This is a genomic window from Vibrio sp. MEBiC08052, assembly GCF_001506075.1.
In the GTDB taxonomy this organism is placed as follows: Bacteria; Pseudomonadota; Gammaproteobacteria; order Enterobacterales; family Vibrionaceae; genus Vibrio.
The window spans coordinates 2,651,186-2,677,705 of the sequence record NZ_KQ947475.1; the positions used below are offsets into that span (position 1 = coordinate 2,651,186).

Genomic DNA, 26,520 nt, shown 5'->3' on the forward strand with positions numbered 1-26,520 from the left:
CGAATTAAGCACGGTGTTGTTGGATAAGTTCAATAAAGTGATCAAATAGAGGCGCTGCATCATGTGGCCCGGGGCTCGCTTCGGGATGCCCCTGGAAACTAAACGCAGGTTTATCAGTACGATGAATGCCTTGAAGAGAACCGTCAAATAATGATTTATGGGTCGCTTTCAGCGTTGCCGGCAAACTGGCTTCATCTGCTGCAAAGCCGTGGTTTTGCGAGGTAATCATCACGACATTGCGCTCGAGATCTTTGACCGGATGGTTCGCACCATGGTGACCAAACTTCATTTTGATGGTTTTTGCACCCGAGGCAAGTGCGAGGATTTGATGTCCCAAACAGATACCAAAGACTGGAATCTCTTTTTCCAAAAAGGTTTTTGTCGCTTCAATGGCATATGTACAAGGTTCCGGATCCCCCGGTCCATTCGACAGGAAAATACCATCAGGATTCATTGCTAAAACCGTTTCTGCTGGTGTTTCTGCCGGTACAACGGTCAGACGACATCCGCGGTCAACCAACATCCGCAGAATGTTTCTCTTGGCACCAAAATCGTATGCAACGACATGATAAGGGAGCTCACTGTCATGTTTAGCCTGAGGGAATCCACTTGCCAAAGACCAAGATCCTTGCGTCCACTCATAAGCTTCTTTGGTCGTCACAACTTTTGCCAAATCCATGCCTTTCAGGCCCGGAAACTCTTTCGCTTTAGTTAAAGCAAGTGACTCATCCAAGTTATCACCCGCCATAATACAACCGCTTTGAGCGCCTTTCTCACGAAGGATCCGAGTCAGTTTTCGTGTGTCGATGTCCGCGATTCCAACGATATTTCGGCCCTTCAAATACTCAGATAGGCTCTGCTCACTTCTGAAGTTCGACGCAATCAATGGCAAATCACGAATGATCAGTCCTTGGGCATGAATGTCTGAGGATTCTTCATCTTCTGAGTTGGTGCCGGTATTGCCAATGTGGGGATAAGTCAGAGTAACGATTTGTTGAGAGTAGGAAGGATCAGTGAGGATTTCTTGGTACCCCGTCATCGAGGTATTAAAAACGATTTCACCAACGGAGACGCCATCTGCGCCAATGGACAGTCCGTGGAACACTGTCCCATCTTCTAGGACTAACAGTGCTGACTTGCTCAAGACAACCTCCAGAATAAAAATGCAAAAAATTTAGATTAAACTGCAAATTTGCCTTCCTTAATCACTATAGGTTAGAACCATAGTGTATTTCGGACAAATTAGACGCATTTTATAGATATGTGTGATTTGTGTCAATATTCAAAACTTATCAAATATGTTTTTTTACCGAGTTATATAAAAAAATAAAACGAACAGAGTAAAAAGACACATTAAATACGCATTATCAAACGACTAAAGGGAGACATAAGTCAAAAAAAGGAGAAATGTAGAAAAAAAACTCATAAAAAAATAAATGAACCAACGCAATCGATAACGGAAGCACCAAAAGATAACTTTTCTTGCCTTTAATACAAATAGAACACCATATCTTTTATTATATAAAATAAAAAATACACTCGCGTGGCTGATGATGGTGTAAAAGTAAAATTTATAATTTGAGCGAAAATCAAATGCGCCGGAGAGATCCAGCGCATAATTATGTATTTAAAGCTGATTAAGAGAAAGGACATCGGTCATAGTGTAAAAACCAGCGGGTTTGTCTGATAACCAAATCGCAGCTCTCACGGCACCATTGGCAAAAGTCATCCGGTCAGACGCTTTATGTGAAATCTCAACCCGCTCACCAAGATCAGCGAACATTGCGGTATGTTCACCCACAATATCTCCGGCACGAATCGTCGCGAAACCAATTTCTTCCCGACGTCTTTCACCCGTAATTCCTTCTCTGGCATAGACAGCCACATCTTTCAGTTCATTACCCATTGCATGAGCAATCGCTTCTCCCATACCTAAGGCTGTCCCGGACGGTGCATCCACTTTGTAGCGATGGTGAGCTTCGACAATTTCGATATCACAGTAACTCCCCATCACCTTGGCGGCTTTTTCCAGTAACTTGAATACCAAATTCACACCGACACTATAGTTGGGAGCCATGACAACCGGAATATCTTGTGCTGCCTGATGAATTTGTGCAATCTCGGACTCAGAAAATCCAGTGGTGCCAATCACAATGCTTTTGCCGTGCTTTTTACATAACGCGATATTTGCCAAGGTGCTCACGGGGGACGTGAAGTCAATAATGACATCAAATTGATCAATTGCATTTTCCAGATTATCAACCAATGAGACACCAAAATGTCCCTCACCACATAACTCTCCGATATCAACCCCTATCAGTGATGATTCAGGACGTTCAGAACCAACTCCCACAGTTGCGACATCATGATGATGCGTAGCTTTGACTAGGTTGCGGCCCATTCGACCAGCAGCACCTGCTATTGCAATTTTAACCATTGCGAACTTCTCCATTCTGCTCAGATACGAATCGAAAACTCCATCCGTATTTCATATATATCAATTTATTTGTCTAAACTACCAATATTCAGTCAATGTGGCTAGGCTTGTTCACGCTTCTGACGTAATATCGCTGCCTCGACGCCGACTCGGCTCAGCGGGAAAAATCACGAATAAGTTGTTCAACGATAGGTTCATTGGCTTCAGGAAATTGATAGTCGGCCAGTGCAGTAACAGAAACCCATCGCCCTTCCTGACCTTCTCTGCCATAAGGTGTGCCGGTAAAATCCGTTACCGAGATAAAATCGAACACCAGTGACTTGTCCGGATAATCATGAGTCAGATGTTGATAAGGATGTTGAACCGTGACCTCAATACCAATCTCTTCGTCTAACTCACGGTGAATCGCTGCTTCAATTGACTCTCCGCTTTCCACTTTACCGCCGGGAAACTCCCAAAATCCGCCTTTATGCAGATGAGCAGGTCGCTTGGTAATATAAACTTGTGATTGATCCTGATTGAAAATGATCGCAGCAACAATATGTGTTCTTTTCATACATTCCTCTGGTACAGCGTTGTCCATCAAGTCTAACGATAATTGCATGGCAAAAAAAGAGCCGCTTTCTCAGCGGCTCTCAAATCATATTGAATTTTTATGCAATGCGGCCATGGCATTGCTTATATTTTTTACCGCTGCCACATGGACAAGGCTCATTACGTCCGACTTTTTTCTCTTCACGAACCAGCGGCTGCTGCCCTTCTTGTGATTCGTCGCCTTGTAAAGTATCACTCGCAGCATGTTGTGCTTGCGCATAACGAGCAGCCTCTTCAACTTGAGCCTGACGACGTGCTTCCATCTCGTCAACTTCTTCAGGTTGTTGAACCCGAACTTTTGACAGAATGGTAATCACATCAGATTTCAGAGAATCGAGCAGACCTTCAAACAGTTCAAACGACTCGCGCTTATATTCCTGCTTAGGGTTCTTTTGTGCATATCCGCGTAAGTGTATCCCTTGTCGTAAATGATCCATCGCTGCCAGATGCTCTTTCCATAATGTATCCAGCGTTTGTAGCATGACGGATTTTTCGAAATTACGCAGCACTTCCGCGCCCACTAATGTTTCTTTCTCTTGGTAAACTTTAACGGCTTCTTGAATGATGCGCTCACGAAGGACTTCTTCATACAACTTATCATCTTCATCCAGCCATGACTGGATCGGCAAATTCAGATCAAAATCATGCTTCAGGCGATTGTGTAATCCCTGAATATCCCACATATCTTCCAGTGACTGAGGTGGAATATATTCGTCAATGACTGCGGTGAACACATCGAAGCGGTTCTGCTCGAGCATTTCCTGAATATCTTCCGCTTCCATCAACTCATCACGGAGTTCATAAACAACCTTACGCTGATCATTGGCAACATCATCATATTCCAGCAACTGCTTACGAATATCGAAGTTGCGTCCTTCGACCTTCCGTTGTGCTTTTTCAATCGAACGGGACAGCAGTTTACTTTCAATCGCTTCTCCTTCATCCATACCACTTTGAATCAGGCCAGCCATTCGATCTGAGGTAAAGATTCTCAGCAGAGCATCTTCCATGGAAAGATAGAAACGCGATGACCCCGGATCCCCTTGGCGACCGGAACGTCCTCTCAACTGGTTATCGATCCGACGAGATTCATGCCGCTCAGTACCGATAATATGCAAACCACCGGCTTGAAGTACCTGTTCATGTACTTTTCGCCATTCCGCTTTGATTTGATCAATCTGTTCCTGAGTCGGATTATCCAGAGCATCTACTTTTGACTGCCAGCTACCGCCTAATACGATATCTGTCCCACGACCAGCCATATTGGTTGCGATCGTAACAGAACCGGGCTTACCCGCTTCAGCAACAATTTCAGCTTCTTTTTCGTGAAACTTAGCATTCAATACATTGTGTTTTACTTTGGATTTTTTCAGTGCCTGAGACAGCAATTCAGATTTTTCAATCGAAATCGTCCCGACCAACACAGGTTGGCCTTTCTGCACACGCTCTTTGATATCCTCAATGATTGCGGCAAATTTCTCGGCTTCGGTCCGGTAAACAACGTCCGCCATATCATCACGGATCATCGGTTTATTGGTTGGAATAACCACAGTCTCCAAACCATAAATGGTCTGGAATTCGAATGCTTCGGTATCGGCAGTCCCAGTCATCCCCGACAGCTTTTCGTAAAGGCGGAAGTAGTTCTGGAAGGTAATCGAGGCTAATGTCTGGTTCTCATTTTGGATTTTCACCCCTTCTTTGGCTTCGACCGCTTGATGCAAACCATCAGACCAGCGACGACCGGGCATTGTCCGTCCGGTATGTTCATCGACAATAATCACTTCACCTTCGTTTGAAACGATGTAATCGACATCTTTCTCAAACAACACATGCGCTCGAAGCGCTGCATTCACGTGATGGAGCAGGCTGATATTCGCCGGAGAGTATAGTGTATCGCCTTCATTCATCAGGCCATTTTTAACCAATAGTTCCTCGACATATTCTTGCCCGGTTTCAGTCAGATAGACCTGTTTCACTTTCTCATCAACGGTGTAGTGCCCGTCACCACGGTATTCTTCCGAGTCTTCTTTCTCTTGCCTTTCCAGCGAAGGAATCAAGGTATTAATGCGGGTGTACAATTCAGAGCTGTCTTCAGCAGGACCGGAAATAATCAATGGCGTTCTGGCTTCATCGATAAGAATAGAGTCCACCTCATCGACGATTGCAAAAAAACGAGCTCGCTGAACACGGTCTTCTTTGCGAAACGCCATATTATCGCGCAAGTAATCGAAGCCGAATTCATTGTTTGTTCCATAAATAATATCGGCCAGATAAGCTTGTTGCTTCTCTTGAGGCATCATGCCGGGGACGTTGACACCAACGGTCATGCCCAAAAACTCAAACAGCGGTCGGTTGGTTTCAGCATCCCGTTTGGCGAGATAATCGTTCACAGTGACCACATGGACACCGTATCCCGGTAAAGCATTCAGGTAAGCAGACAACGTCGCAGTCAAGGTTTTCCCCTCACCAGTACGCATCTCAGCGATTTGTCCGCCATTGAGGACCATCCCACCAATCAGCTGAACATCAAAATGACGCATCCCGAACACGCGTTTAGATGCTTCACGAACCGTTGCGAACGCTTCAGGAAGGAGTTGATCGAGTGTTTCTCCCTGAGCCAAGCGCTCCCGAAATTCAATCGTTTTCGCTTTTAAGTCTTCATCAGAGAACGCTTCATAAGTAGGTTCATAATTATTGATTTCTTTAACAATTTTTCTCAGGTGTCGCAATGTTCTGTCATTGCGGCTACCAATAACCTTAGTCAGTAGCTTAGTTATCATTTTTATCCGAATCTCTCTATGCTTAGATCATTTGAGATCTATTCTTGTTCCATCAGTCTCTACCAGTCATCAACTAAGTGTACTGAGATAAATCATGTCTATCCGATGATATTGAGGCTTATCGATGGTTTTTCAAGGTAATCCTTTTTAAGAAGAACATAGTGTAAGGAATTTTTAGTCTGATCACCAATATCACCAACGATTTGTTTGATTGCAATACTTAAAATGATTCACCAAGCGAAGAAAGAAACACAGGACACGGCATTGACGAGTGATTTGAGATAGAATAGAACGGCAAGAGTGATACAAACTGGATCCCATGATGAGAAACCACCGCCCGACTGCGACGAATGAGTTAATCAGCCATTCAAAGCTGAAAGAGATTCAGAAACATGCTGAGTCAATTAATCGTCTCAGTCAGATTATTTTGCCGCTGCTTCCGAAGGGATCTCAGCCTTATGTGCGCGTGGCAAATCTTCGCCGCAGCCATTTAGTGCTGGAAGTGGCCAGTGCGGCAATCAAGATGAAAGTGGACTATGAGCGCTTACAAATTCTGAGTTATTTACGCAGCCAGGGATTTGCTCACCTGATCAGTCTCGAAGTGGTGATCAATCCGTCAATTTATCGAATCGGTTCATCTTCAAATGAAGATAAAACGCCTAAAAATCCACGAATAATTTCTTCTCAAACAGCTGATCTACTCAAATGCATCGCAGATCATGCTTCACCGAAAGTGAAAAAAAGACTGGAAAATATCGCCGATCTTGCCAACAAGAAAAACGAGTAAGTCTTCGGCTCACTCATATAAACAACAGCCGAATGTAAAAAAACCAGACATGAAGTCTGGTTTTTTATACGAAAAATATAGTCGATTAAGCGAGTACAGAACTCGGATCGGCAAAAGCAACAGGAGAACCGACCTCTTCACCAAACGTTGCCCATTCCCATGCTTCTTGGTCTGCTAGAAGTGCGCGTAATAACTGATTGTTCAGACCGTGTCCTGATTTGTAAGCTCTAAATTCACCAACAATAGAATGACCACACATGTATAGATCACCGATGGCATCCAAAACTTTATGCGTGACAAACTCATTCGCAAAACGCAGACCGTCTTCATTCAGAATACGATAATCATCCAGAACGATTGCACAATCAAAACTACCACCCAAACAAAGATTCTGTGACTGCAGGTATTCGATATCACGCATGAAACCGAATGTTCTCGCTCGGGAAATATCCCGAACAAACGATTGAGACGAAAAATCAAACAATAATCGCTGTTCATCGGATTCAATTGCTGGATGGTTAAAGTCAATTTCAAAATCCATCCGAAAACCTTGGTAAGGGACTAATTCTGCCCACTTATCACCATCGTCAAAACGAACAGGCTTCTTCACTCGAATGAATCGTTTCGGCGCATTCTGAACTTCAATACCCGCTTGCTGTAAGAGAAATACAAATGGGCTGGCACTGCCGTCCATAATCGGAATTTCCGGTGCATCGACTTCAACCACAGCATTATCGATCCCCATTCCTGCAAGAGCAGCATTTAAGTGCTCTACGGTAGAAATTCGGATGCCTTCGTCATTCACAAGCGCTGTACACAACATGGTGTCACGCACATTTTCTGGATTTGCCGGGAAATCAACAGGTGGTGTCACGTCGGTACGGCGATAAATAATACCGGTATTTGCAGCGGCAGGGCGAAGAGTTAACGTGACTTTTCGACCAGAGTGAAGCCCCACTCCAGTTGTTTTCACTATCTCTTTCAACGTACGTTGTCTGATCATCTACTTGCCTCAATGTCAGTGCTACAAAACACGGCCAATCTACTTATTGGCCGCAAATAATATCACAATCGTGAGCGGAGTCAAATTATGATAAATCAATCAGCCTGACGACGTAAAAAAGCTGGAATATCGAGATAACCACTTTCTTTCTCTTTTGGAGCAGTACTCTGACCAGCGCCTTGAGAATTTGCCGATGAAGGCTGAGATTTTGACTCAACATTTCCCTGCAACTTCGATGCCACTTTCTCTTCAGTTTTCGCAGCAACATGAGGAACGCCGCCTTGCTGTGATGAAGTGGCTGGTTGCTGAGTACCGACAGAGTTTGCTTTGCCACCGGCAACAAGCGTAATATCCGGTTTTTTCTCATTGCCGATGCCTGTTGCAACAACGGTGACACGAATTTCATCAGCCATATCCGGGTCAAGCGAGGTACCAATAACAACAGTTGCGTTATCCGAAGCAAATGCTTTCACCGTATTACCAACCGTTTCGAACTCATCCAGACGCATATCAAGACCAGCGGTAATGTTAACCAATACGCCACGTGCGCCTGCGAGGTCGATATCTTCCAGCAGCGGACTAGAAATAGCCATTTCAGCGGCTTCTTCTGCCCGGTCTTCACCTTTTGCGACACCACTGCCCATCATTGCATGTCCCATTTCAGACATGACTGTTCTCACGTCTGCAAAGTCCACGTTGATCATGCCGGGGCGGGTAATCAATTCAGCAATCCCCTGAACTGCATTCTTCAATACGTCGTTCGCACTGGCAAAGGCTTCAAGTAACGTGATACCGCGTCCCAATACCTTAAGCAGCTTCTCATTCGGAATCGTAATCAAAGAGTCAACATGTTTTGATAACTCTTCAATGCCTTGTTCTGCAAAGGCGAGCCGTTTCTTTCCTTCAAAGCTAAAAGGCTTGGTGACCACAGCAACCGTTAACACACCCAGTTCTTTTGCTACTTCAGCAATCACTGGCGCTGCTCCAGTACCGGTTCCACCACCCATACCAGCTGCGATAAACACCATATCGGCACCCATTAGGGATTCTTTAATTTTTTCTTTATCTTCAAGAGCAGCATCACGTCCTACTTGAGGATTTGCACCAGCACCTAACCCTTTGGTGATATCGCCACCAATTTGAATCACAGTACTTACACTCGTCTTACGAAGTGCCTGTGCATCTGTGTTAACACTGATGAATTCCACGCCTTCGATGGATTCACGCACCATGTGTTCTACAGCGTTACCGCCGCCGCCACCAACTCCAACGACTTTAATTACAGCATCGTCAGACATTTCCATCATCGGTTCAAACATGTGTTATCTCCGTTTTTCCTGCAACTCAGGTTAAAACTCTTTCTGTATCCAATTACGCAAACGACCAAATAGTCCGGACATCGATTGGCGTTTAGGTTCGCTATATTCTGTCTCGTCGCTAATTTGACTATCCCTTGCATAATGGAGTAAACCAACCGCCGTAGAATGATACGGCTCTTTTACGTAGTCCGTGAGTCCACTCACTTCGAGTGGTTTTCCAACACGAACCTGATTGCGGAAAACACGTTCCGCACATTCAACCAGTCCTTCAATCTGAGCAGCACCACCCGTCAGGACGATCCCCGCAGCTAAATGATGTTTGATCCCTTCGGATCGTAACTTTTCCTGCACAGTATCGATAGTCTGGTGAACCAGTCCCATTAATTCAGTGTAGCGAGGCTCTATCACTTCCGACAAGGTTTGACGCTGCAAACTACGGGAAGGACGTCCCCCGACACTGGGTACATTGACCGTGTCATCTTTACTGACTAACTCACTCAATGCACATCCATATTTTACTTTTATCTCTTCAGCATCGCTGACTGGCGTCCCGAATGCAAATGCAATATCACTAGTCACAGCATTGCCGGCATACGAAAAAACTTCCGTATGACGCAGTGCACCGCCAGTCCAAATTGCAATATCCATCGTTCCGGCACCGATATCGACCACACAGACACCGAGTTCTCGTTCATCTTCAGTGATCACAGCGTTGCTGGCAGCAAGTCCTGAATAGACCAGTTGTTCAACTTTTAACCCGCAACGCTCCACAGCCTTAATGATATTTCTAGCCATATCATTATGACAGGAAATAAGGTGTACACTGACTTCCATGCGCACACCTGATAAACCAAGCGGATTTTTAATGCCTTCTTGGTAATCAATTGTAAATTCTTGGGGAATAACATGCAGGATTCGCTGCTCATCGCCAATCTTAATTGATTTCGCTGTATGAATGGCTCGATCCATATCTTCCTGAGAAACTTCTTCCTCAGAAATTGTCCCCATTCCCTTTTCAATCCGACTCGCAATATGTTTACCAGAGATTGATAAAAAAACATTGCGAATTTGACACTCAGCCATCAGTTCAGCTTGATCGATCGCTCGCTGAACAGACTTTACAACCGATTCCAAATCATTGACACCACCCTTATCCATTCCTCTGGATGGGCTTGTTCCTGCACCGATGATATTAATCTGCCCATCAGGCAATATTTCTCCGACTAAAGCAGAAACAGTTGCCGTGCCAACATCGAGACCTACAATTATGTTGTCATCGGTCATTTTTGTCATCCGTTGTATTCTCTTGCTCTAACTCTTGTTCCGAAAACCACCCGACAGCAGCTCCGGTATCATATCTGAGGTCAATATAGCTTATTTTTTCAGCTTTTTGACCAAAATAACGATAAAGTGCAACGAACCTCATGATTCGCTCCTTGATGGATTCTTTCCCCAGTTCAAGGCGAATACCGTTATCCAGTATTATCTGCCAGGCTCTGCGTTCATTCAGCAATAGAGAGGAAATATTCAATCCTAACTTTTGAAACTCAGGATTATATTTTCGCCACATATCAAGTACTTCAACCGACGAATTTTCCGGACCATATAATTTGACATGTTCCCCTTGCACAAGCCCTAAATCGCCATAAAACACAACACCATGTTCGTCTAAAAGAGACTGGCCGTTCCATATTGCCTGAACTTGATGTTCAGTCAGAAACACTTTAATCGTATCAGGCCATTGCTTACGAATCGACGCATGTTCAACCCATGGGATCATTTGAACACTACGTTGTAACTGATCCACATCCTGAGACATAAATGTTCCAACGTGATCCAACGTGGCAAACGCCTGCTGGACATCATGTGCCGTGACATACTTCAAGTGTCCCTGCAAAATAATTCGGGACAACGGTAATCGGTCTTCATCCCACATCCAACTTAACGCAGAATAAAGTAACAATCCGATGAAGAAAGTCACTGAGAACAGAAAAATTCCACCCCAGACTCGTTCTCTGAGCCATGGTGATAGTGACAGCTGATGGCTTCTCATTAATATTTGCTTCATTCAAATTCACCGTCAGCCATCAATTGACTTTGTACATCCTGCTTTCGAATTACAATTGCGGCAAAAACATTCACTATAACTTTCGGATTATACTGAGCTCACTAAAAGTATCAAATAAAGAAAAACAGAAATTTAGCTCTGATGCCAACTTCCCCATCTTTGCAACAGATAAATACTAGTTTTTTATCCTACTTGTTGCATCTTTTCGATATTCAACTGCAATGATGCTAATTGTCTCGCTACTTTGCCAATATCGCCAGCGCCTTGCGTCAACACTAAGTCACCATCTTGTAATACATTGGCGAGAACACTCGGTAATATCTGAGTATCCGGAACAAAAATTGGGTCTATTTTGCCACGGCTTCGAATCGTCCGGCATAATGAACGCCCATCAGCTCCGGCAATCGGTTTTTCTCCTGCCGGATAAACATCCAGCATAATCAACACATCAACCTGCTCAAGTACATTGGCAAAATCATCGTACAAGTCTCGAGTGCGACTATAACGATGCGGTTGAAAAATCATCACTAAACGTTTTTCTGCCCAACCACTTCTGGCTGCCTGAATCGTCACATCAACTTCTGTCGGATGATGACCATAGTCATCAACCAGCATGACCTCTCCTCGTCCGGAATCAAATACACCTAAGTGATCAAAGCGGCGACCGGTTCCCTGAGTATTTTTCATCGCTTTCAAAATCGCTTCATCACTAATGTCATCCTCAGTCGCGACAGCAATCGCAGCGGCTGCATTCATCGCATTATGTCGGCCGGGAATATTTAAAGTAATCGATAAATCAGGGCGCTCTTTACGAACCACGGTAAATTGGCCTTGTTGGCCGTACTGCTGATAATTTTCGATACGGACATCGGCATCCGATGAGAAGCCATATGTGACCACATGGCGACTCAATTGAGGAATAAGTTCTCGGACCACAGGATCATCAATGCAGAGGATCGCCTGTCCATAAAAAGGCAAATTATGTAAAAACTCGATAAACGTCCGTTTCAGAGTTTCAAAATCTCCTTGATAGGTATCCATATGATCTGCTTCGATATTGGTCACAATACTGACCATCGGCTGCAGGTGTAAGAAAGAGGCATCACTTTCATCGGCTTCCGCGATTAAAATACGACTACTCCCCAACCTTGCATTGGTCCCTGCACTTTTGACTAATCCGCCATTGACAAACGTCGGATCTAGCCCGGCTTCGGAATAGATTTGTGTGACTAAAGCAGTCGTCGTCGTTTTTCCATGTGTCCCCGCGACAGCAATCCCATGACGGAACCGCATCAGTTCAGCCAACATTTCTGCCCGACGCACAATCGGCACCCGTCTCTCTCTGGCTTCAACAAGTTCAGGGTTGTTCATATCAATTGCAGTGGAAACAACAACAACACTCGCTTGTGCAACATTTGCCGCCTGATGCCCAATATGAATGGTCGCACCTTTCACTTTTAAATTATCGGTGATCGCATTTGCCGCGATATCAGATCCGGTGATCTGATAGCCTTCATTCAATAGAACTTCAGCAATACCACTCATTCCGGCACCGCCAATCCCGACAAAGTGAATGCATTTAACCCGACGCATTTCAGGAACGATTGTTCTTAGCTGGGATAGATCGGGCGTATATGTCATGGTCATGAAACTTTCCATTATTCAGTTAAAGAGATGATCGCATTCGCAACGATCTTATCGGCATCAGGCTGCGCGACTTCTCTGGCCTTGACGGCCATATCGAGTAATCGACTTCGGTCAAGTTGAGCAATGGCATCAGCCATTATCTGCGCGCTGAGTCGGGGTTGCTCGATCATGAGCGCAGCCCCTGCGGCAACCAAATGATCGGCATTCAGAGCTTGTTGACGATCTTTATGCATGAAAGGAACAAAAATGGCCCCCACACCGACAGCGGCTATTTCGGAAACGGTTAGCGCCCCGGATCGACAGATCAGCAAATCAGCCCATGCATAAGCTTCTGCCACATCATCGATAAACTCTGTGACATGAACAGACTCGATCTGTTGCTGGCGATATTGTTCCTCAACGGACGATTGATTTCCCTTACCGGCCTGATGACGAATTTCAAATGTGTCATGCGGTAATAATGCCATCGCTTCAGGCATGGTTTGGTTCAAAATACGAGCGCCTTGACTCCCGCCCATCACCAAGATACGAACGGGACCATTGCGACCGTTCATTCTCTGCATCGGTTCCGCCAGTCGGGCAACGTCAGCCCGCACCGGATTACCGACAACATCTGCATCCGGGAATGCTCCGGGAAAGGCCTGAAAAACACGTCGGGCAATGCGAGCAAGCCAACGATTGGTTAAACCGGCAACCGCATTTTGTTCATGCAATACAACGGGGATCCCCAACAGCCATGCAGCAACGCCTCCGGGACCGCTGACATAGCCGCCCATGCCTAACACCACATCCGGTTGCCACTGTTTGATATAAGTTCTGGCCTGAAAAATTGCATTGATAATTTGAAACGGCGCTTTTAATAAACGCAAAATTCCCTGTCCCCGCAATCCTTTGACTTGGATAAAATCAATGTCAATCCGGTGCTTAGGAACCAATTCAGCTTCCATTCTGTCGGCTGTTCCCAACCAACGGATTTCCCATCCTTGAGCTTGTAATGCTTTGGCAACGGCAAGCCCGGGGAAAACGTGTCCGCCTGTACCACCCGCCATTACCATTAAACGTTTATTCTTGATCATCTGCGTTCTTTACAACTTCTTTTTCCATATCCGCGAGCCGGCATTCAAAATCAATTCTCAATAAGATTGAAACTGCGACAGACATTACAATTAAGCTCGAACCACCATAACTAATCAGTGGCAGCGTTAACCCCTTGGTCGGAACAATCCCGGCAGCGGCACCAACATTGACCAATGTCTGAAAGGCAAACCAAATACCAATACCGAAAGCAAGATATCCGCCAAACTGTTGTTCATGTTCAAATGCCTTTTTACCAATGAATACCGCCTTCATCACTAGCCACATCAGTAACAGTAAGACCAGAACAACCCCGACGAATCCAAGTTCCTCGGCTAAGACGGCAAAGACAAAATCGGTATGCGCCTCAGGTAAATACTCCAGCTTTTGAATCGAATTTCCGAGTCCCTGACCAAACCAACCACCACGCCCGAAAGCCATCAGTGATTGTGTCAATTGATAACCACTGCCGAAAGGGTCTTCCCAGGGGTCGAGAAACGATGTCACCCGGCGAATCCGATACGGTTCAGCAATGATCAGTCCAATCACTGAAAGCACTCCGGCGACCATCAACGCAATAAACTGTGACAACTTTGCTCCGGCAATAAACAGCATGCCGAATAAAGTTACCAACATCACGATAACGGTTCCCAAGTCAGGCTGCAGTAGCAGTAAAATAGCCAGACATGAAAACACCATAATCGGTTTCATGAACCCGCCAAAAAAGGTTTGCCTGACTTCATCATGTTTTCTGACCAAATAGCCAGACATAAAAATAAATAACGTCAGTTTTGCAACCTCTGCAGGCTGTAAGTTAAACAGCCCCAAAGGAATCCAACGAGAGGCACCATTCACCGACTTCCCGGTAATCAGTACTATCACCAACAGCACAAATGAGATCGCTAATAGCAATGAACTGTACTGGAACCAACGATGTAAGGGGACTTGCAAAACCACAGCAGACACAACTAATGCCAACGCTAAAAAAGTCGCCTGCCGAAACATAAAATGGAACGGTTGATCGGTCAGCCGCGAGCTCACGGGAAATGATGCCGAAGTCACCATCACCAAACCGATTAACACCAGTCCCAGTGCAATCCATACCAATTGCCGATCAAACAATACCTGAGGACTCGGGGTCTTCAGCCATCGGATCATTCTGGCGGTTGCTTTCGATACGAGTGACACAAATAACCCTACATTATGCGTATTGGTGCGCTAAGTCGGCAAAAGCATCGCCTCTTGCCATAAAATTCTTAAACTGATCAAAGCTGGCGCAGGCAGGTGAAAGCATCACGATATCTCCTGGTAACAACTGAGGTGCAATATCGGCAATCACATCAGCCATCGTATCGTACAGTTTTGCTGCCGGGTGCAACTGCATAAACTGCTGACCATCACGCCCAAAACAACAGAGCCGCACATTCAGTGAATTCAGAACCGGAGCCAACGGTGAAAAATCTGCTCCTTTACCGACACCACCGACTAACAAATACAACGTCCCTTTTAAAGCCAAACCCGATAACGCTGCCAGTGTACTGGCAACATTCGTTGCCTTAGAATCATTGACCCACTGAATCCCACGATTATCTTCAACAACTTGGCACCGATGTGTCAATCCAGTGTAAGATTTGAGGACATCAAGCCCTTTTTCATAGCAAATCCCTGAGTGTTGCAACAGTGCCAATACAGTTAAAACATTAGCTAAGTTATGTCGTCCGACTAACTTGAGTTGCTCACAGGCGATCACCGGACGTCCGTTCGCTATCAGATATTCACAATCATCAATAGATTGAAGAGAAAAATCGGCCGCTTGCGAAATAGAAAAAGTAACAACCTCACCGGAGAAAGCCTCAGGATATGTCTCTGGGTCATCGCGATTGACGATAGCAGCTTCGGTATGAGTAAAAATACGCAGTTTTGCTTGACGATATCCATCAATGTCCCGATAGCGATCCATATGGTCTTCAGACAAATTCAAAAACGCCGCAGCTTTCAGTTTTAGATCATTCGTTGTCTCTAGTTGAAAACTAGACAACTCCAGAACATACAAATCAACAGACTCATCAATCAAATCCAGTGCCGGAACACCGATATTACCACCTACAGCCACCCGAAGACCGGCCGCAGCGGCCATTTTTCCGGTTAAATCAGTGACGGTACTCTTGCCATTGGAGCCGGTAATAGCGATGACAGGTTTGTCGATATGCCAGGCAAATAACTCAATATCACCGACAACGGGAGTGCCAGTCTGGATGACATGTTGAACTTCTGGCGTCGCTAACGCGATGCCGGGATTAATGACGACTAAATCAGCGGCCGCTAACCATTCACTGCACCAGCCGCCTTGATGACATTCAATCCCCGTCGGTAACTCACTCAATCCCGGTGGATTGTCTCGGGTATCGATAACTTTGACAGCAATATTCGGATGATATCTACCAAGATATTTCACGACCGAAAGGCCCGTGATCCCCAACCCAACGACAACGATATTCTTTACATCTTGCCAATCATTCATCTTTTACCACGCCATTCCAAGTCGATGCTTCAACTATCACACAAAGATAGATAACATCGTAACCCCAAAACCACCATAATCCAGCACCATTCAAAGCACAGCAACAGGATGGAACAAAGCATCAACGGACTTTCAGTGTTGCCAAGCCAATCAGAACCAGCACAATTGAAATAATCCAGAAACGCACGATTACACGAGGCTCGGGCCACCCTTTCAACTCATAGTGATGATGGATGGGTGCCATTCTGAAAATACGTTGTCCACGTAATTTATAAGACCCGACCTGTAGAATCACCGAGAGCGTTTCCATCACAAATACCCCGCCCATGATCACCAGAACAAATTCTTGTCGAACAAGCACAGCAATAGTTCCCAGAGCCCCCCCTAAAGCGAGTGATCCAACATCTCCCATAAAGACCTGTGCAGGATAAGTATTGAACCATAGAAACCCAAGCCCGGCGCCGACGATAGCGGTGCAGACGACGGAAAGTTCGGAAGCATAAGCGATATAAGGAATATGGAGATAATTGGCAAAATTCACATTTCCCGTAGCCCAGGAAATAACCCCAAAACCGGCAGCGACTAAAACGGTCGGCATAATCGCCAGTCCATCCAGTCCATCGGTCAGATTGACCGCGTTACTGGTTCCGACAATGACGAAGTAAGTCAGAACGATGTAAAACATCCCCAATTGTGGCATGACATCTTTAAAGAAAGGCACCACAAGTTCCGTCGCGCTGGTATCTTTGCCATGAATATACAAAGCAAATGCGACACATAAAGCAATCAGAGACTGCCAAAAATACTTCCATCGCGCGATGAGGCCATCCGTATTTTTGTGCACAACTTTACGATAATCATCAACAAAGCCAACAGCCCCATAACCGAGCAGCACCACCATCACAGCCCAGACGTAAGGGTTGGACAAATCCGTCCACAATAACACCGTAATAAAGATCGACGCGAGAATCATCACCCCGCCCATGGTCGGTGTCCCGCGCTTGCTGAAGTGAGACTCAGGTCCGTCATTACGAACAACTTGCCCGATTTGTAGCAATTGAAGTTGTTTAATGAGTCGAGGTCCCATCCAGAGGGAAAGTGCCAATGCGGTCAAAATACTGAGAATGGCTCTGAATGACAGATATTCAAACAGACGAAAGAAAGAAAAATATGGCTGTAATAATTCTGCAAGCCAAATAATCATGCGTATTTCTCCTTGAGAGCAGCAACTATCTTACCCATACCGGCACTATGCGCGCCTTTAACGAGTAAAACATGCTCTTGATTTTGATTATTATCGAGTTGCCGCTCGATATACTCCATCATGTGTTGGTGTGAAGAGAAATGAACGCCTTGACACACCTCACTGATAACTTTGGCATCTTCGCCATATGTCAGCACATAATCAAACCCACAGGGTGCTGCATGTTCACCGACTTGACGATGAAGTGCAAGACTTTCATCACCAAGCTCAGCCATATTCCCTAAAATAAGCCATCGCACCGCAGAGAATGTTGCCAGCAGATCAATGGCTGATTTTACAGCCGGTACACTGGCATTATAGCTATCATCAATCAGACGAATTTGGGGCGTCAGCATCGACACATCCACGCGCCCCTGCACATTTTTCGCCTTTTCTAATCCAGTTTTTATTTCATCTAACGTTGCGCCGACAGCCGTTGCCAATGCAGCCGCAGCCAAGGCATTGGCAATATTATGTTCACCGATAATATTCAATTGAACATTTCGCTGACCTTGAGGTGACATCAGTGTAAAGCTTGGTCGCGCAGACGCATCCAGATGAACTGACTGCGCATAAAAATCAGCAGACGCATGTTGTCGTGAAAAAGTCACCACGCGCTTATCAGCGAGGATTTTTTCCCACACAGCATTCCCCTGACTATCAAGGTTAATGACCGCTGTCGCTCCGGGATTCAGTCCTTCAAAGATTTCGCCTTTGGCAACCTTGACGCCTTCCAAAGACCCAAAGCCTTCTAAGTGAGAAGCGGCAACATTATTGACCAATGCCGCATCCGGTCTGACTAATCGAGTCGTATAAGCGATTTCACCGACATGATTCGCGCCCAGCTCAATAATAGCAAAATCATCTTCAGGGCAAGATCGGAGTAAGGTTAAAGGTACACCAATTTCATTATTGAAATTCCCTTGTGTATAAAGCACTCGACCTTTTTGGGATAAAATCTCCGCAACCATTTCTTTCACGGTCGTCTTACCGCAACTTCCCGTGATTGCGACGGTTTTCGTCCGGCACTGCTGATGAACCCACGCAGCAACTTTCCCTAAAGCTTGGCGAGTATCGCGCACCACAATCTGAGGGACATTGACTTTCAACGCCCGATTCACCAGTAACGCCTGCGCACCTTGCTCGATCGCGTGATCCGCAAAATCATGCGCATCAAACCGTTCACCGGCCAAGGCAATAAACAACGCTCCCTTGTCGATATGACGGGTATCCGTTGAAATTGCCTGAATATCAAGATCTTCGCCAATCAGTTCTGCTTCAAGAACATTTACCAATTGTGATAGTGAAACCTGAATCATGCCGTTAACTCCAACAGTCTTATTGCCGTCTCTCGATCAGAATAGTGATGAACCCCTTCGGCCGTCACCTGATAATCTTCATGCCCTTTTCCTGCCAGCAAGATAATATCATTCTCATCGGCATGAGCGAGTGCATATTCAGCCGCTTTTTGTCGTTGATGCTCAATATATACATCCGCCGGAGACTGTAAGCCTTGCAACATATCCTCAATAATCAGCTGCGCCGCTTCACTGCGTGGATTGTCATCGGTCAGTACAACATGATCAGCCAACCGCTCTGCAATTGCAGCCATCAGCGGACGCTTGCCCCGATCCCGATCACCACCACAACCAAAGATAGCCCATAGCTTGCCATGACAATGAACTCTCAGTGCAGACAGTGCTTTTTCCAGCGCATCAGGGGTATGTGCATAATCAACGACTATTTTTGCTCGTCCCGCCGTTTGGAATAACTCCATACGACCCACAACAGGAGATAAATGCCCGGCAGTTACGACTAAATCATCTTTATCAAATCCAAGAGCCAGCATGGTCGTAAAGGCCAGTAACACGTTACTGGCGTTGAATGCTCCGATTAAAGGCACCGAAAAACTGCCGCTTCCCCATGAACCATCAAACGAGAGGTGAATACCATCTTCACTGTAGCGGATATCCGTTGCCCAAACGCCAAGCCGGGTTTGTGGACGTCTAGACAAAGAGACCCCGATCGCTCCATCCAGCTCATCACACCATGAACGACCAACCGGGTCATCGACGTTTATCACTGCGCGTTGGCAGTGATGCGTACAAAATAGTAACTGCTTCGCTTGCGCATAAGTCTCCATATCACCATGATAATCAAGGTGATCGCGACTCAAGTTCGAGAACACGCCCACATCAAAGTGCAATGCTTTGACTCGCCCTTGAACCAGACCGTGGGATGACACTTCCATCGCAGTATAGTTCGCCCCTTGATTCACCAAAGCGGATAATGTTGCCTGAATGTCAATCGCGCTACCGGTTGTATTGCCGACTGGCTGTAACTGTTCAAGAAAACCATTCCCTGTCGTGCCCATCACGGCACACTGATTTCCCAATACATTTAACCACTGGGCAATCAATTGAGAAATCGTTGTTTTGCCATTCGTTCCGGTGATCCCCACCAACGGGTGATGTTGACTCGGATGATGATACAACCGACCGGCCAATTCGGAGAGATGAGCATTCAGTTCATCCAAATAGATGATCGGCACTGAAGCGTGAGATTCGATGGTGCCGTGTTGTTTGTGTGAATCAGACTGGGCAATAATCAGGTTGGCTCCTGCAGTGACAGCCGCATCAATAAACCCCCGCCCATCAATTTGATGGCCGATGACGGCAACAAAAGTATCTCCGGGATGAACCTGCCGACTATCGAGTACCAACCGGCGAATCGGGATATCAGCATATGTGGTTGCTTCTAATTGAAGCCAGGGAGAAATCAATTCCGCAATCGATATACTTTCACACATACATATTCCTTATTTACTCCGGGGCTGATTATCATCGGGAGCAATATTCATAATCTGGAGTGCCCCTTTCATTATTTCTGCAAAAACAGGTGCGGCAACCGAGCCGCCGTAATATTCGTCTCCCTGAGGCTCATTGACAACCACCACTAAAGCTAAACGGGGATCACTGACCGGTGCAATTCCAGCAGTAATATTGACATATTCATCACTATACCCCCCTTTTGTTGCTTTCCGTGATGTACCCGTCTTTGCTGCAATCCGATATCCGGGAATCGCAGCCTTAGTTGCCGTTCCTCCGGGCTGAGTCACCGTTTCCATATATCCCAGCACTAACTTTGCGACATCATGGTCAATCACTTTTTTGGACAGGTTCTGCTGGTTGTTTTCAATAATATGTAACGGTTGATAAACGCCATAATTCCCCAGCGTGGCATAAGCGTGAGCCAGTTGAATCGGTGTGACAGAGATGCCATAACCGAATGCTAAGGTCGCAATCTCAAATTTGGACCACCGCGTCCGGTTTGGAAAAATCCCCGTCGATTCCCCCACGATATTCAATCCGGATAATTCCCCGAGTCCGACTGAGCCATATAATCCCAGTAACGCCTGAATCGGCATCCGTAAAGCCAGTTTTGCGACCCCAATATTGCTCGATTTCTGGAGAATTTTTTGTAAGTTGGCTTTTCCGACCCGCGACACATCCCGAACACGACTACCACCAATTCGGAAAACGCCGTTCTCGGTATCAATCACCGTATCTTGATTGGCAACGCCATTTTCAATCGCAGCAATCTCCGTGAACGGTTTAATGGTTGAGCCCGGTTCCATTGCATCGGTCAACACCCGGTTTCTCATCCGAAAAGTTTGTAGATCCGAACGATTATTCGGGTTATATGATGGCGCGTTGACCATGGCCAGAATGGCACCACTTTTGACATCCACAATAATTGCTGATGCCGATGTTGCCCGGTGATCCGCCTTCGCTTGTTTCACCGCTCGATAAGCAATGGCCTGAATTCTTTGATCAATGGTGAGTTGTAACGGTTTCCCTTCCTGCTTGGCTTCCAGGGCAATATTCTCAACCACCCGGCCATAGCGGTCTTTCCGAATCACCTGCTTGCCGGCTTCGCCACTGAGCCAGTTGTCATAACTTTTTTCGACCCCTTCTAATCCGTGACCATCAATCCCGGTGACCCCAATCAAGTGGGCACTCACTTCACCGGATGGATAATAGCGCCGGGATTCCGACTTCAGGCCGACACCTTTTAACTTCAACTCACGGATGTATTTTGCCATCGGTGGATTCACCTGACGCTGCAAGTAGATAAAACGACGACTTTTATTTTCAGAAATTTTATCAATCAAGGCTTGCCGATCGAGTCCCAGTACATCAGCTAAAGCGTACCATCGGTTCCGATCATCCAATTCATGATATTTAAAAATAGTGGCGGGGTCGGCCCATACGGCATCAACAGGGACGCTCACAGCCAACGGCTCTCCGTTCCGGTCAGATATGATCCCCCGTGCTGATGGGATTGTTTTTGCGCGGATTGAACGCAAATCTCCCTGATACACCAAATTATCAGGCTCAATGACCTGAATATAGGCGGTACGCCCAATCAGAATGCCAAAGGCGGAGAAAACAAAGAATAAAATAATATAGAAGCGCCAGCGGATGAATACATGGCTTTGAGAAGGCTGCTTTTTTGGAGAGGGCTCTATCTTTTTCATTTCAGAGGAACTACCACTTCCTTGTCTGCATCGGGACGAATCATATTCAGATCTTTCTGAGCCAGATCCTGAACTCGGCTGTTATCTGAAAGCGCAGTTTCTTCCAGTAACAGGTTACGCCATTCACTATCTAAGTGCTCTCGTTCAACCATCTCATGTTCTCTCGCTGTGATAGCCATTCGAGCTTGATGTGTGGTAAATACGATTCCCATCGCGGTAGCGAACATAATAAAAAGCAAAAACAGCGCTAACCGACCCACGGTGAATAGATCGGTCAAAATCAATCGAACCAGATTCGGACTGGATTGGCTGTTTTTGGTCTGTGTCATGCTAGTTTTTCCGCAATCCGGAGTACCGAACTTCTGGAGCGGGTATTCTGTGCGACTTCTTGTTCAGAAGGTTTAATCGCCTTACCAATCGTTTTCAGACGAGCACTGCCCAATGCCTGTATCTGAGCATCGGTCAAAGGAAGCCCCTGAGGAACCTCCGGCCCTTTGCTCTCTCTACGCATAAAGTGCTTCACCATGCGGTCTTCCAACGAATGAAAGCTAATCACGGATAAACGACCCTGTGGTGCAAGAATCGACAGCGCCCCTTTTAACGCCAGATCGATTTCATCCAGTTCACTGTTGATATAAATTCGAAACGCCTGAAAAGCACGAGTGGCCGGATGTTTCTTCTCTTTATAATTTTTCGGCACGACATCGGCAATCAGTTGTGCCAATTGCCGGGTCCGTAATAACGGCTCATTTTCGTCATCGTTACGATAATTGACAATCGCTTTGGCAATTCTGCGAGCATAACGATCTTCACCAAACTCACGAATGACCCAAGTAATATCATCTAAATCCGCATCCTTCAGCCACTGAGAAACCGGAATGCCGGATGTCGGATCCATTCGCATATCGAGCGGACCGTCTTTTAAAAAGCTGAATCCGCGATCAGCATCATCCAACTGAGGCGAAGAGACGCCTAAATCAAACAGAACACCATCCACTTTACCGCTCAAACCATATTCTTCGGCATAGTCAGCAATGGCGGAAAAAGGGCCATGAATGATCGTAAAACGGGGATCATCAATCTGTCGGGCGGCTTCAATCGCCTGAGGGTCACGATCGATACTATAAAGTTTTCCGTGGGGGCCAAGTTTGGATAAAATCGTGCGCGAATGCCCACCCCGGCCAAATGTGCCGTCGATATAGATACCGTCCGGTTTGATATCCAGTCCGCGGACCGACTCATCCAACAGGACGGAAATATGTTGAAATGCTGTTTGCGTCATGTGTTCTCTCGTAAACCTATGCAGGCAACCCATCCCATATGCAATAAACGCAAGGATTCGAATACGTTCAACCTGCCCAGGACATATGGTAGTAGAATGCCAGAAACACTGCTACTACCTTCCTGAATACCAGACGTGATATTGCGCCAAGTTTAAACGATCTGGGACAGATAACGTCAATATAAAGCAAAAAACCCATCATGACTGAATATCATGATGGGTCAAGAATAGCCGGAGTTAACCTATAAGCCGGGTTCTGTTCCGTTTTGCAACGGTAGTAGCCATTCCTCTAGGCCAGCAATCGCTCACTGGCTCAAGCAACCTACCCGCTCCCAGACGCGAGCCACGCCATATGAGAGCCTATTTGGTCTTGCTCCGGGTGGAGTTTACCTTGCTACGAACTGTTGCCAGTCGCACGGTGCGCTCTTACCGCACCCTTTCACCCTTACCTGACCACAAGGGTCATCGGCGGTCTTCTCTCTGCTGCACTTGTCGTAGGCTTTCGCCCCCCAGGCGTTACCTGGCACCCTGCTCTATGGAGCCCGGACTTTCCTCCCCTTTATCAGTCTCCCCGGTAAAACCAAGGGACATCAATAAAGCAGCGACTACCCAGTCAACTCCGAGCGCGAATTGTATAGATAAAGAGGAATGCTGTCTACCGGTGAAAAAGCGACTGGTTGTTTTTCCATCCGCGGCCAAAGCAATTCAAGCACATCAATCCAGATATTTCGTCCCCACTTCTCGCTGACATTTAGAGATGAGACAAGCACCGATTGGACGAAGTGGTTTGCCAATTTCTCAAGCCTTTTAAGTTCATCAGTAACATCGGTAAGACAATCGCGGTGAAGACGATGTTCGATAAAGGCACCGCCAACCACACGCCCTCAATGCCAAAGAACTTTGGTAAGATAAACAAGAATGGTAGTTGCACTACCATGTTCCCGACGGAGACAAACAAGGCTTGACCACTTTTCCCCACCGCCACAAAGTAAATAGATGCCATAAATAAAAAGCCATCTAAAAACAGCGCCATCAAATGCAAGCGAATACCGACTTTGGTGGCCTCAATCAAAGGGCTATTAGCATTAGCAAAAAAGCGGGTGAAAAATTCCGGGAAAAGGTTCAGCACAATCACCACGACGATACCGGAGCCGACAGTCACAGAAAACGCCAACTTCACGGTTTGGATAATGCGTTGATACTGCTTCGCCCCCAAATAATAACTCACCGGCGGTTGCAAGCCACTGACCAGACCTTCAGCAAAAAAGTAATAACAACTGGCTAAATAACCGACGATGGCAAACGCCGCTAATTGGGTCGTATCCCCATAGGCCATAAAGAATCGATTGTGCAGGGCGATGATAAAACTCATGTAGATAAACATCACCAAGTTCGACGCTCCAAGCTGCATGATCCTTTTGGCGATGCTGCCATCAAACTGATTAAGCGATAAGACGGTTTTTGCTTTAGACGAGATAAAATACCGTAGGCACAAAACGCATGTCGCAAACTGAGCGATCAAGGTTGCCACCGCCGCCCCTTTTAATCCCATGCCCAACGTCCCTAAAAAGATATAGTCCAAGACAATGTTCAGTAATGCCCCGACTACAATAAAGATGGTAGCCATATTCGGGCTATCGTCATTGCGCACTAGCATCGGCATCGCGCTGGCACCAATGGAAATCAAAGCCCCATACGACATGATTTCAACATACTGCCAACTCATCATCAACGTGTTGCCCGTCGCCCCTTGCAGATGCAAGCCACTTTTCCCCAAGGGAATAAAAACCAGAGAGGCGAATAAGCCAATTCCTACGACTAAAAACAAGGCCGTCATCAACGTCGATTGGATTGCCGGGAGGTTCTTCTCGCCACGATATTGGGACAACACACTGCCACCGCCCATTCCGATGAGAAGCCCAAAGCCCATGATCAGACCCAATAATGGAATCGCCATATTGATTCCGGCCAATCCTTCACTTCCGACATAACGTCCGACAAAGAAGCCATCGATGATCTGATACAAACCACTCACCAGCATGGCGACGATAGAAGGAATCGCAAAACGCCAAAAGGCCTGTGCGACCGATTGGGGTAGCTGAGTTGGTGTCACGGTTGGCATTTTACCTCTCCCATTGCATAAAAGTGGAAGAATAATATGACAAATTAAGATATAAAAAAGTTAGTTACTATCCGCTTATAGGATAGGTGATAAACTCAGCAAGCAAGCTTGGGAAACAGACTTAAATTGAATATAAGTAAACTGAAAGTGAGTGCACTGGAGGCATGAATGAACTGGACCCTTGATCAACTACTCGCGTTTGTAACGGCCGCTGAATTGGGATCGTTTTCGGCTGCGGGAAGAAAGCTGAATAAGGCGCAATCTCGCATTAGCAATGCCATTGCCAATTTAGAACTTGATCTAGGCTTTGAGTTGTTTGATCGCCGCTCTAAGTTCCCGGAGCTAACCCCATTAGGCAAAGAAATGCTGCCCGAAGCCCAAGCGGTTCTGAACCAATGTTTACGCCTAGAATCAAGGGCCTTAACGGCCGCGGGTCAGGAGCCGATTTCATTACGTATTGCCATAGACGAGGCGCTTCCCTTAGAAACCATCCATACCATTTTTCCCCAACTCAGCGATACCTTTCCCAACACCCATTTGGTCATCACCAATGGTTCCCGAGATGATATCGCGGTTGCCATAGCCCATCATAATGCCGATATTGGCCTCATGATCAGTAACAATGAATTACCCGCTAAATTACAATTACACACACTTGGCTATTTAAAAAAGGTGCTCATTGTTGGTAAACAGCACCCTCTGGCCAATGAAGGCATACTAAGCCTGGCACAATTACAGCAGTATCGACAATTTGTCTTATGTAATCGCTCCGGGGAAAATAGGGAACACGCCTTCAGCCCGGATCATTGGGATATCGACAGTTATTATTTAATTTGTGAGTTGGTAACACAGAATCAAGGATGGGCGATTGTGCCTGAGCACATTGCCAGCGCCCAGTGGTTTACGCAACAAATCAAAATCGCTAAAAGCGACGTGTTATCGGATCGCTTTATTGAGGTAGGCATTGTCACGTTGATCCAAAGCCCTCGCTCTAAGCTAACTGACTGGATTATTGATCAAATGCGCCAATTAATGGCAACCCCCTCGAATAAAAGGATGGCACAATGATGCTCTGATAAATAAATCTCTTATCAATGAATCCC

21 protein-coding genes and 1 other RNA gene are annotated in these 26,520 nt (G+C 46.1%); 2 read left to right on the top strand and 20 right to left on the bottom strand.

The features are described 5' to 3' along the window. Window positions 1-4 precede the first annotated feature (4 nt). The 4 genes from carA to secA form a co-directional block, all read right to left on the bottom strand. The gene (carA, locus tag VRK_RS11530; RefSeq protein WP_059121506.1) at window positions 5-1,144 is read right to left on the bottom strand and encodes a glutamine-hydrolyzing carbamoyl-phosphate synthase small subunit; all 1,140 of its coding nucleotides are present in this window, start codon (window positions 1,142-1,144) and stop codon (window positions 5-7) included. A 483-nt stretch (window positions 1,145-1,627) separates the two neighbouring features. Then, complete coding sequence (gene dapB / locus VRK_RS11535; protein ID WP_059121507.1) at window positions 1,628-2,437, bottom strand: 4-hydroxy-tetrahydrodipicolinate reductase; 810 nt, start codon at window positions 2,435-2,437, stop codon at window positions 1,628-1,630. A 154-nt stretch (window positions 2,438-2,591) separates the two neighbouring features. After that, window positions 2,592-2,993: an 8-oxo-dGTP diphosphatase MutT gene (mutT, locus tag VRK_RS11540; protein ID WP_059121508.1), complete on the bottom strand. Its 402-nt coding sequence runs from the start codon at window positions 2,991-2,993 to the stop codon at window positions 2,592-2,594. A gap of 97 nt (window positions 2,994-3,090) precedes the next feature. After that, window positions 3,091-5,811, bottom strand: coding sequence for a preprotein translocase subunit SecA (gene secA / locus VRK_RS11545; RefSeq protein WP_059121509.1), 2,721 nt, complete (start codon window positions 5,809-5,811; stop codon window positions 3,091-3,093). 322 nt (window positions 5,812-6,133) lie between these two features. Here secA and VRK_RS11550 point away from each other — a divergent pair, with 322 nt between their 5' ends. Further along, window positions 6,134-6,598 (top strand): DUF721 domain-containing protein, encoded by a 465-nt coding sequence (locus tag VRK_RS11550; protein ID WP_059121510.1) that lies wholly within the window; start codon window positions 6,134-6,136, stop codon window positions 6,596-6,598. Window positions 6,599-6,683: 85 nt separating this feature from the next. Here VRK_RS11550 and lpxC read toward each other — a convergent pair whose 3' ends face one another. From lpxC to VRK_RS11630, 16 genes are all read right to left on the bottom strand, one after another. Next, the gene (lpxC, locus tag VRK_RS11555; RefSeq protein WP_059121511.1) at window positions 6,684-7,601 is read right to left on the bottom strand and encodes a UDP-3-O-acyl-N-acetylglucosamine deacetylase; all 918 of its coding nucleotides are present in this window, start codon (window positions 7,599-7,601) and stop codon (window positions 6,684-6,686) included. Between the two features lie 95 nt (window positions 7,602-7,696). Beyond that, window positions 7,697-8,920: a cell division protein FtsZ gene (gene ftsZ / locus VRK_RS11560; protein ID WP_059121512.1), complete on the bottom strand. Its 1,224-nt coding sequence runs from the start codon at window positions 8,918-8,920 to the stop codon at window positions 7,697-7,699. A 30-nt stretch (window positions 8,921-8,950) separates the two neighbouring features. After that, window positions 8,951-10,213, bottom strand: a complete 1,263-nt coding sequence (ftsA, locus tag VRK_RS11565; RefSeq protein ID WP_059121513.1) for a cell division protein FtsA — start codon at window positions 10,211-10,213, stop codon at window positions 8,951-8,953. After that, the gene (locus tag VRK_RS11570; protein ID WP_059121514.1) at window positions 10,194-10,988 is read right to left on the bottom strand and encodes a cell division protein FtsQ/DivIB; all 795 of its coding nucleotides are present in this window, start codon (window positions 10,986-10,988) and stop codon (window positions 10,194-10,196) included. Before VRK_RS11570 ends, ftsA begins: the two co-directional genes overlap by 20 nt. Window positions 10,989-11,171: 183 nt before the next feature. Then, window positions 11,172-12,635 (bottom strand): UDP-N-acetylmuramate--L-alanine ligase, encoded by a 1,464-nt coding sequence (murC, locus tag VRK_RS11575; RefSeq protein ID WP_059121515.1) that lies wholly within the window; start codon window positions 12,633-12,635, stop codon window positions 11,172-11,174. An 11-nt stretch (window positions 12,636-12,646) separates the two neighbouring features. After that, entirely contained in the window at window positions 12,647-13,711 is a 1,065-nt protein-coding gene (murG, locus tag VRK_RS11580) for an undecaprenyldiphospho-muramoylpentapeptide beta-N-acetylglucosaminyltransferase (RefSeq protein WP_059121516.1), read from the bottom strand. Continuing rightward, window positions 13,698-14,867: a cell division protein FtsW gene (gene ftsW, locus VRK_RS11585; protein WP_059121517.1), complete on the bottom strand. Its 1,170-nt coding sequence runs from the start codon at window positions 14,865-14,867 to the stop codon at window positions 13,698-13,700. The genes murG and ftsW overlap by 14 nt, the downstream gene beginning before the upstream one ends. A 43-nt stretch (window positions 14,868-14,910) precedes the next feature. Next, window positions 14,911-16,230 carry a UDP-N-acetylmuramoyl-L-alanine--D-glutamate ligase gene (gene murD / locus VRK_RS11590; protein WP_059121518.1) on the bottom strand — a complete coding sequence of 440 codons (1,320 nt, stop codon included), beginning with the start codon at window positions 16,228-16,230 and terminating at the stop codon, window positions 14,911-14,913. Between the two features lie 121 nt (window positions 16,231-16,351). Next, a complete protein-coding gene (mraY, locus tag VRK_RS11595) occupies window positions 16,352-17,434 on the bottom strand; it encodes a phospho-N-acetylmuramoyl-pentapeptide-transferase (RefSeq protein WP_059121519.1) in 1,083 nt (360 codons plus the stop codon). Continuing rightward, entirely contained in the window at window positions 17,431-18,792 is a 1,362-nt protein-coding gene (gene murF / locus VRK_RS11600; RefSeq protein WP_059121520.1) for a UDP-N-acetylmuramoyl-tripeptide--D-alanyl-D-alanine ligase, read from the bottom strand. The genes mraY and murF overlap by 4 nt, the downstream gene beginning before the upstream one ends. Further along, window positions 18,789-20,282 (bottom strand): UDP-N-acetylmuramoyl-L-alanyl-D-glutamate--2,6-diaminopimelate ligase, encoded by a 1,494-nt coding sequence (murE, locus tag VRK_RS11605; RefSeq protein ID WP_059121521.1) that lies wholly within the window; start codon window positions 20,280-20,282, stop codon window positions 18,789-18,791. Before murE ends, murF begins: the two co-directional genes overlap by 4 nt. Window positions 20,283-20,291: 9 nt before the next feature. Continuing rightward, a complete protein-coding gene (locus tag VRK_RS11610; protein ID WP_059121522.1) occupies window positions 20,292-22,013 on the bottom strand; it encodes a penicillin-binding transpeptidase domain-containing protein in 1,722 nt (573 codons plus the stop codon). Continuing rightward, the gene (ftsL, locus tag VRK_RS11615) at window positions 22,010-22,342 is read right to left on the bottom strand and encodes a cell division protein FtsL (protein ID WP_059121523.1); all 333 of its coding nucleotides are present in this window, start codon (window positions 22,340-22,342) and stop codon (window positions 22,010-22,012) included. Before ftsL ends, VRK_RS11610 begins: the two co-directional genes overlap by 4 nt. After that, window positions 22,339-23,295, bottom strand: a complete 957-nt coding sequence (rsmH, locus tag VRK_RS11620) for a 16S rRNA (cytosine(1402)-N(4))-methyltransferase RsmH (protein ID WP_059121524.1) — start codon at window positions 23,293-23,295, stop codon at window positions 22,339-22,341. Before rsmH ends, ftsL begins: the two co-directional genes overlap by 4 nt. A 229-nt stretch (window positions 23,296-23,524) precedes the next feature. Further along, an RNA gene (gene rnpB, locus VRK_RS11625) (RNase P RNA component class A) lies at window positions 23,525-23,916 on the bottom strand. 130 nt (window positions 23,917-24,046) lie between these two features. Further along, window positions 24,047-25,417: an MATE family efflux transporter gene (locus VRK_RS11630; protein WP_059121525.1), complete on the bottom strand. Its 1,371-nt coding sequence runs from the start codon at window positions 25,415-25,417 to the stop codon at window positions 24,047-24,049. A gap of 168 nt (window positions 25,418-25,585) precedes the next feature. Here VRK_RS11630 and VRK_RS11635 point away from each other — a divergent pair, with 168 nt between their 5' ends. Beyond that, window positions 25,586-26,485, top strand: a complete 900-nt coding sequence (locus VRK_RS11635; RefSeq protein WP_059121526.1) for a LysR family transcriptional regulator — start codon at window positions 25,586-25,588, stop codon at window positions 26,483-26,485. The last annotated feature ends 35 nt before the right edge of the window (window positions 26,486-26,520 follow it).

Bases quoted from the DNA above. Each gene is read 5' to 3' on its own strand.
- dapB (WP_059121507.1), bottom strand. From the start codon at position 2,437: ATGGTTAAAATTGCAATAGCAGGTGCTGCTGGTCGAATGGGCCGCAAC.
- mutT (WP_059121508.1), bottom strand. From the start codon at position 2,993: ATGAAAAGAACACATATTGTTGCTGCGATCATTTTCAATCAGGATCAA.
- secA (WP_059121509.1), bottom strand. From the start codon at position 5,811: ATGATAACTAAGCTACTGACTAAGGTTATTGGTAGCCGCAATGACAGA.
- VRK_RS11550 (WP_059121510.1), top strand. From the start codon at position 6,134: ATGAGAAACCACCGCCCGACTGCGACGAATGAGTTAATCAGCCATTCA.
- lpxC (WP_059121511.1), bottom strand. From the start codon at position 7,601: ATGATCAGACAACGTACGTTGAAAGAGATAGTGAAAACAACTGGAGTG.
- ftsZ (WP_059121512.1), bottom strand. From the start codon at position 8,920: ATGTTTGAACCGATGATGGAAATGTCTGACGATGCTGTAATTAAAGTC.
- ftsA (WP_059121513.1), bottom strand. From the start codon at position 10,213: ATGACAAAAATGACCGATGACAACATAATTGTAGGTCTCGATGTTGGC.
- VRK_RS11570 (WP_059121514.1), bottom strand. From the start codon at position 10,988: ATGAAGCAAATATTAATGAGAAGCCATCAGCTGTCACTATCACCATGG.
- murC (WP_059121515.1), bottom strand. From the start codon at position 12,635: ATGACCATGACATATACGCCCGATCTATCCCAGCTAAGAACAATCGTT.
- murG (WP_059121516.1), bottom strand. From the start codon at position 13,711: ATGATCAAGAATAAACGTTTAATGGTAATGGCGGGTGGTACAGGCGGA.
- ftsW (WP_059121517.1), bottom strand. From the start codon at position 14,867: ATGATCCGATGGCTGAAGACCCCGAGTCCTCAGGTATTGTTTGATCGG.
- murD (WP_059121518.1), bottom strand. From the start codon at position 16,230: ATGAATGATTGGCAAGATGTAAAGAATATCGTTGTCGTTGGGTTGGGG.
- mraY (WP_059121519.1), bottom strand. From the start codon at position 17,434: ATGATTATTTGGCTTGCAGAATTATTACAGCCATATTTTTCTTTCTTT.
- murF (WP_059121520.1), bottom strand. From the start codon at position 18,792: ATGATTCAGGTTTCACTATCACAATTGGTAAATGTTCTTGAAGCAGAA.
- murE (WP_059121521.1), bottom strand. From the start codon at position 20,282: ATGTGTGAAAGTATATCGATTGCGGAATTGATTTCTCCCTGGCTTCAA.
- VRK_RS11610 (WP_059121522.1), bottom strand. From the start codon at position 22,013: ATGAAAAAGATAGAGCCCTCTCCAAAAAAGCAGCCTTCTCAAAGCCAT.
- ftsL (WP_059121523.1), bottom strand. From the start codon at position 22,342: ATGACACAGACCAAAAACAGCCAATCCAGTCCGAATCTGGTTCGATTG.
- rsmH (WP_059121524.1), bottom strand. From the start codon at position 23,295: ATGACGCAAACAGCATTTCAACATATTTCCGTCCTGTTGGATGAGTCG.
- VRK_RS11630 (WP_059121525.1), bottom strand. From the start codon at position 25,417: ATGCCAACCGTGACACCAACTCAGCTACCCCAATCGGTCGCACAGGCC.
- VRK_RS11635 (WP_059121526.1), top strand. From the start codon at position 25,586: ATGAACTGGACCCTTGATCAACTACTCGCGTTTGTAACGGCCGCTGAA.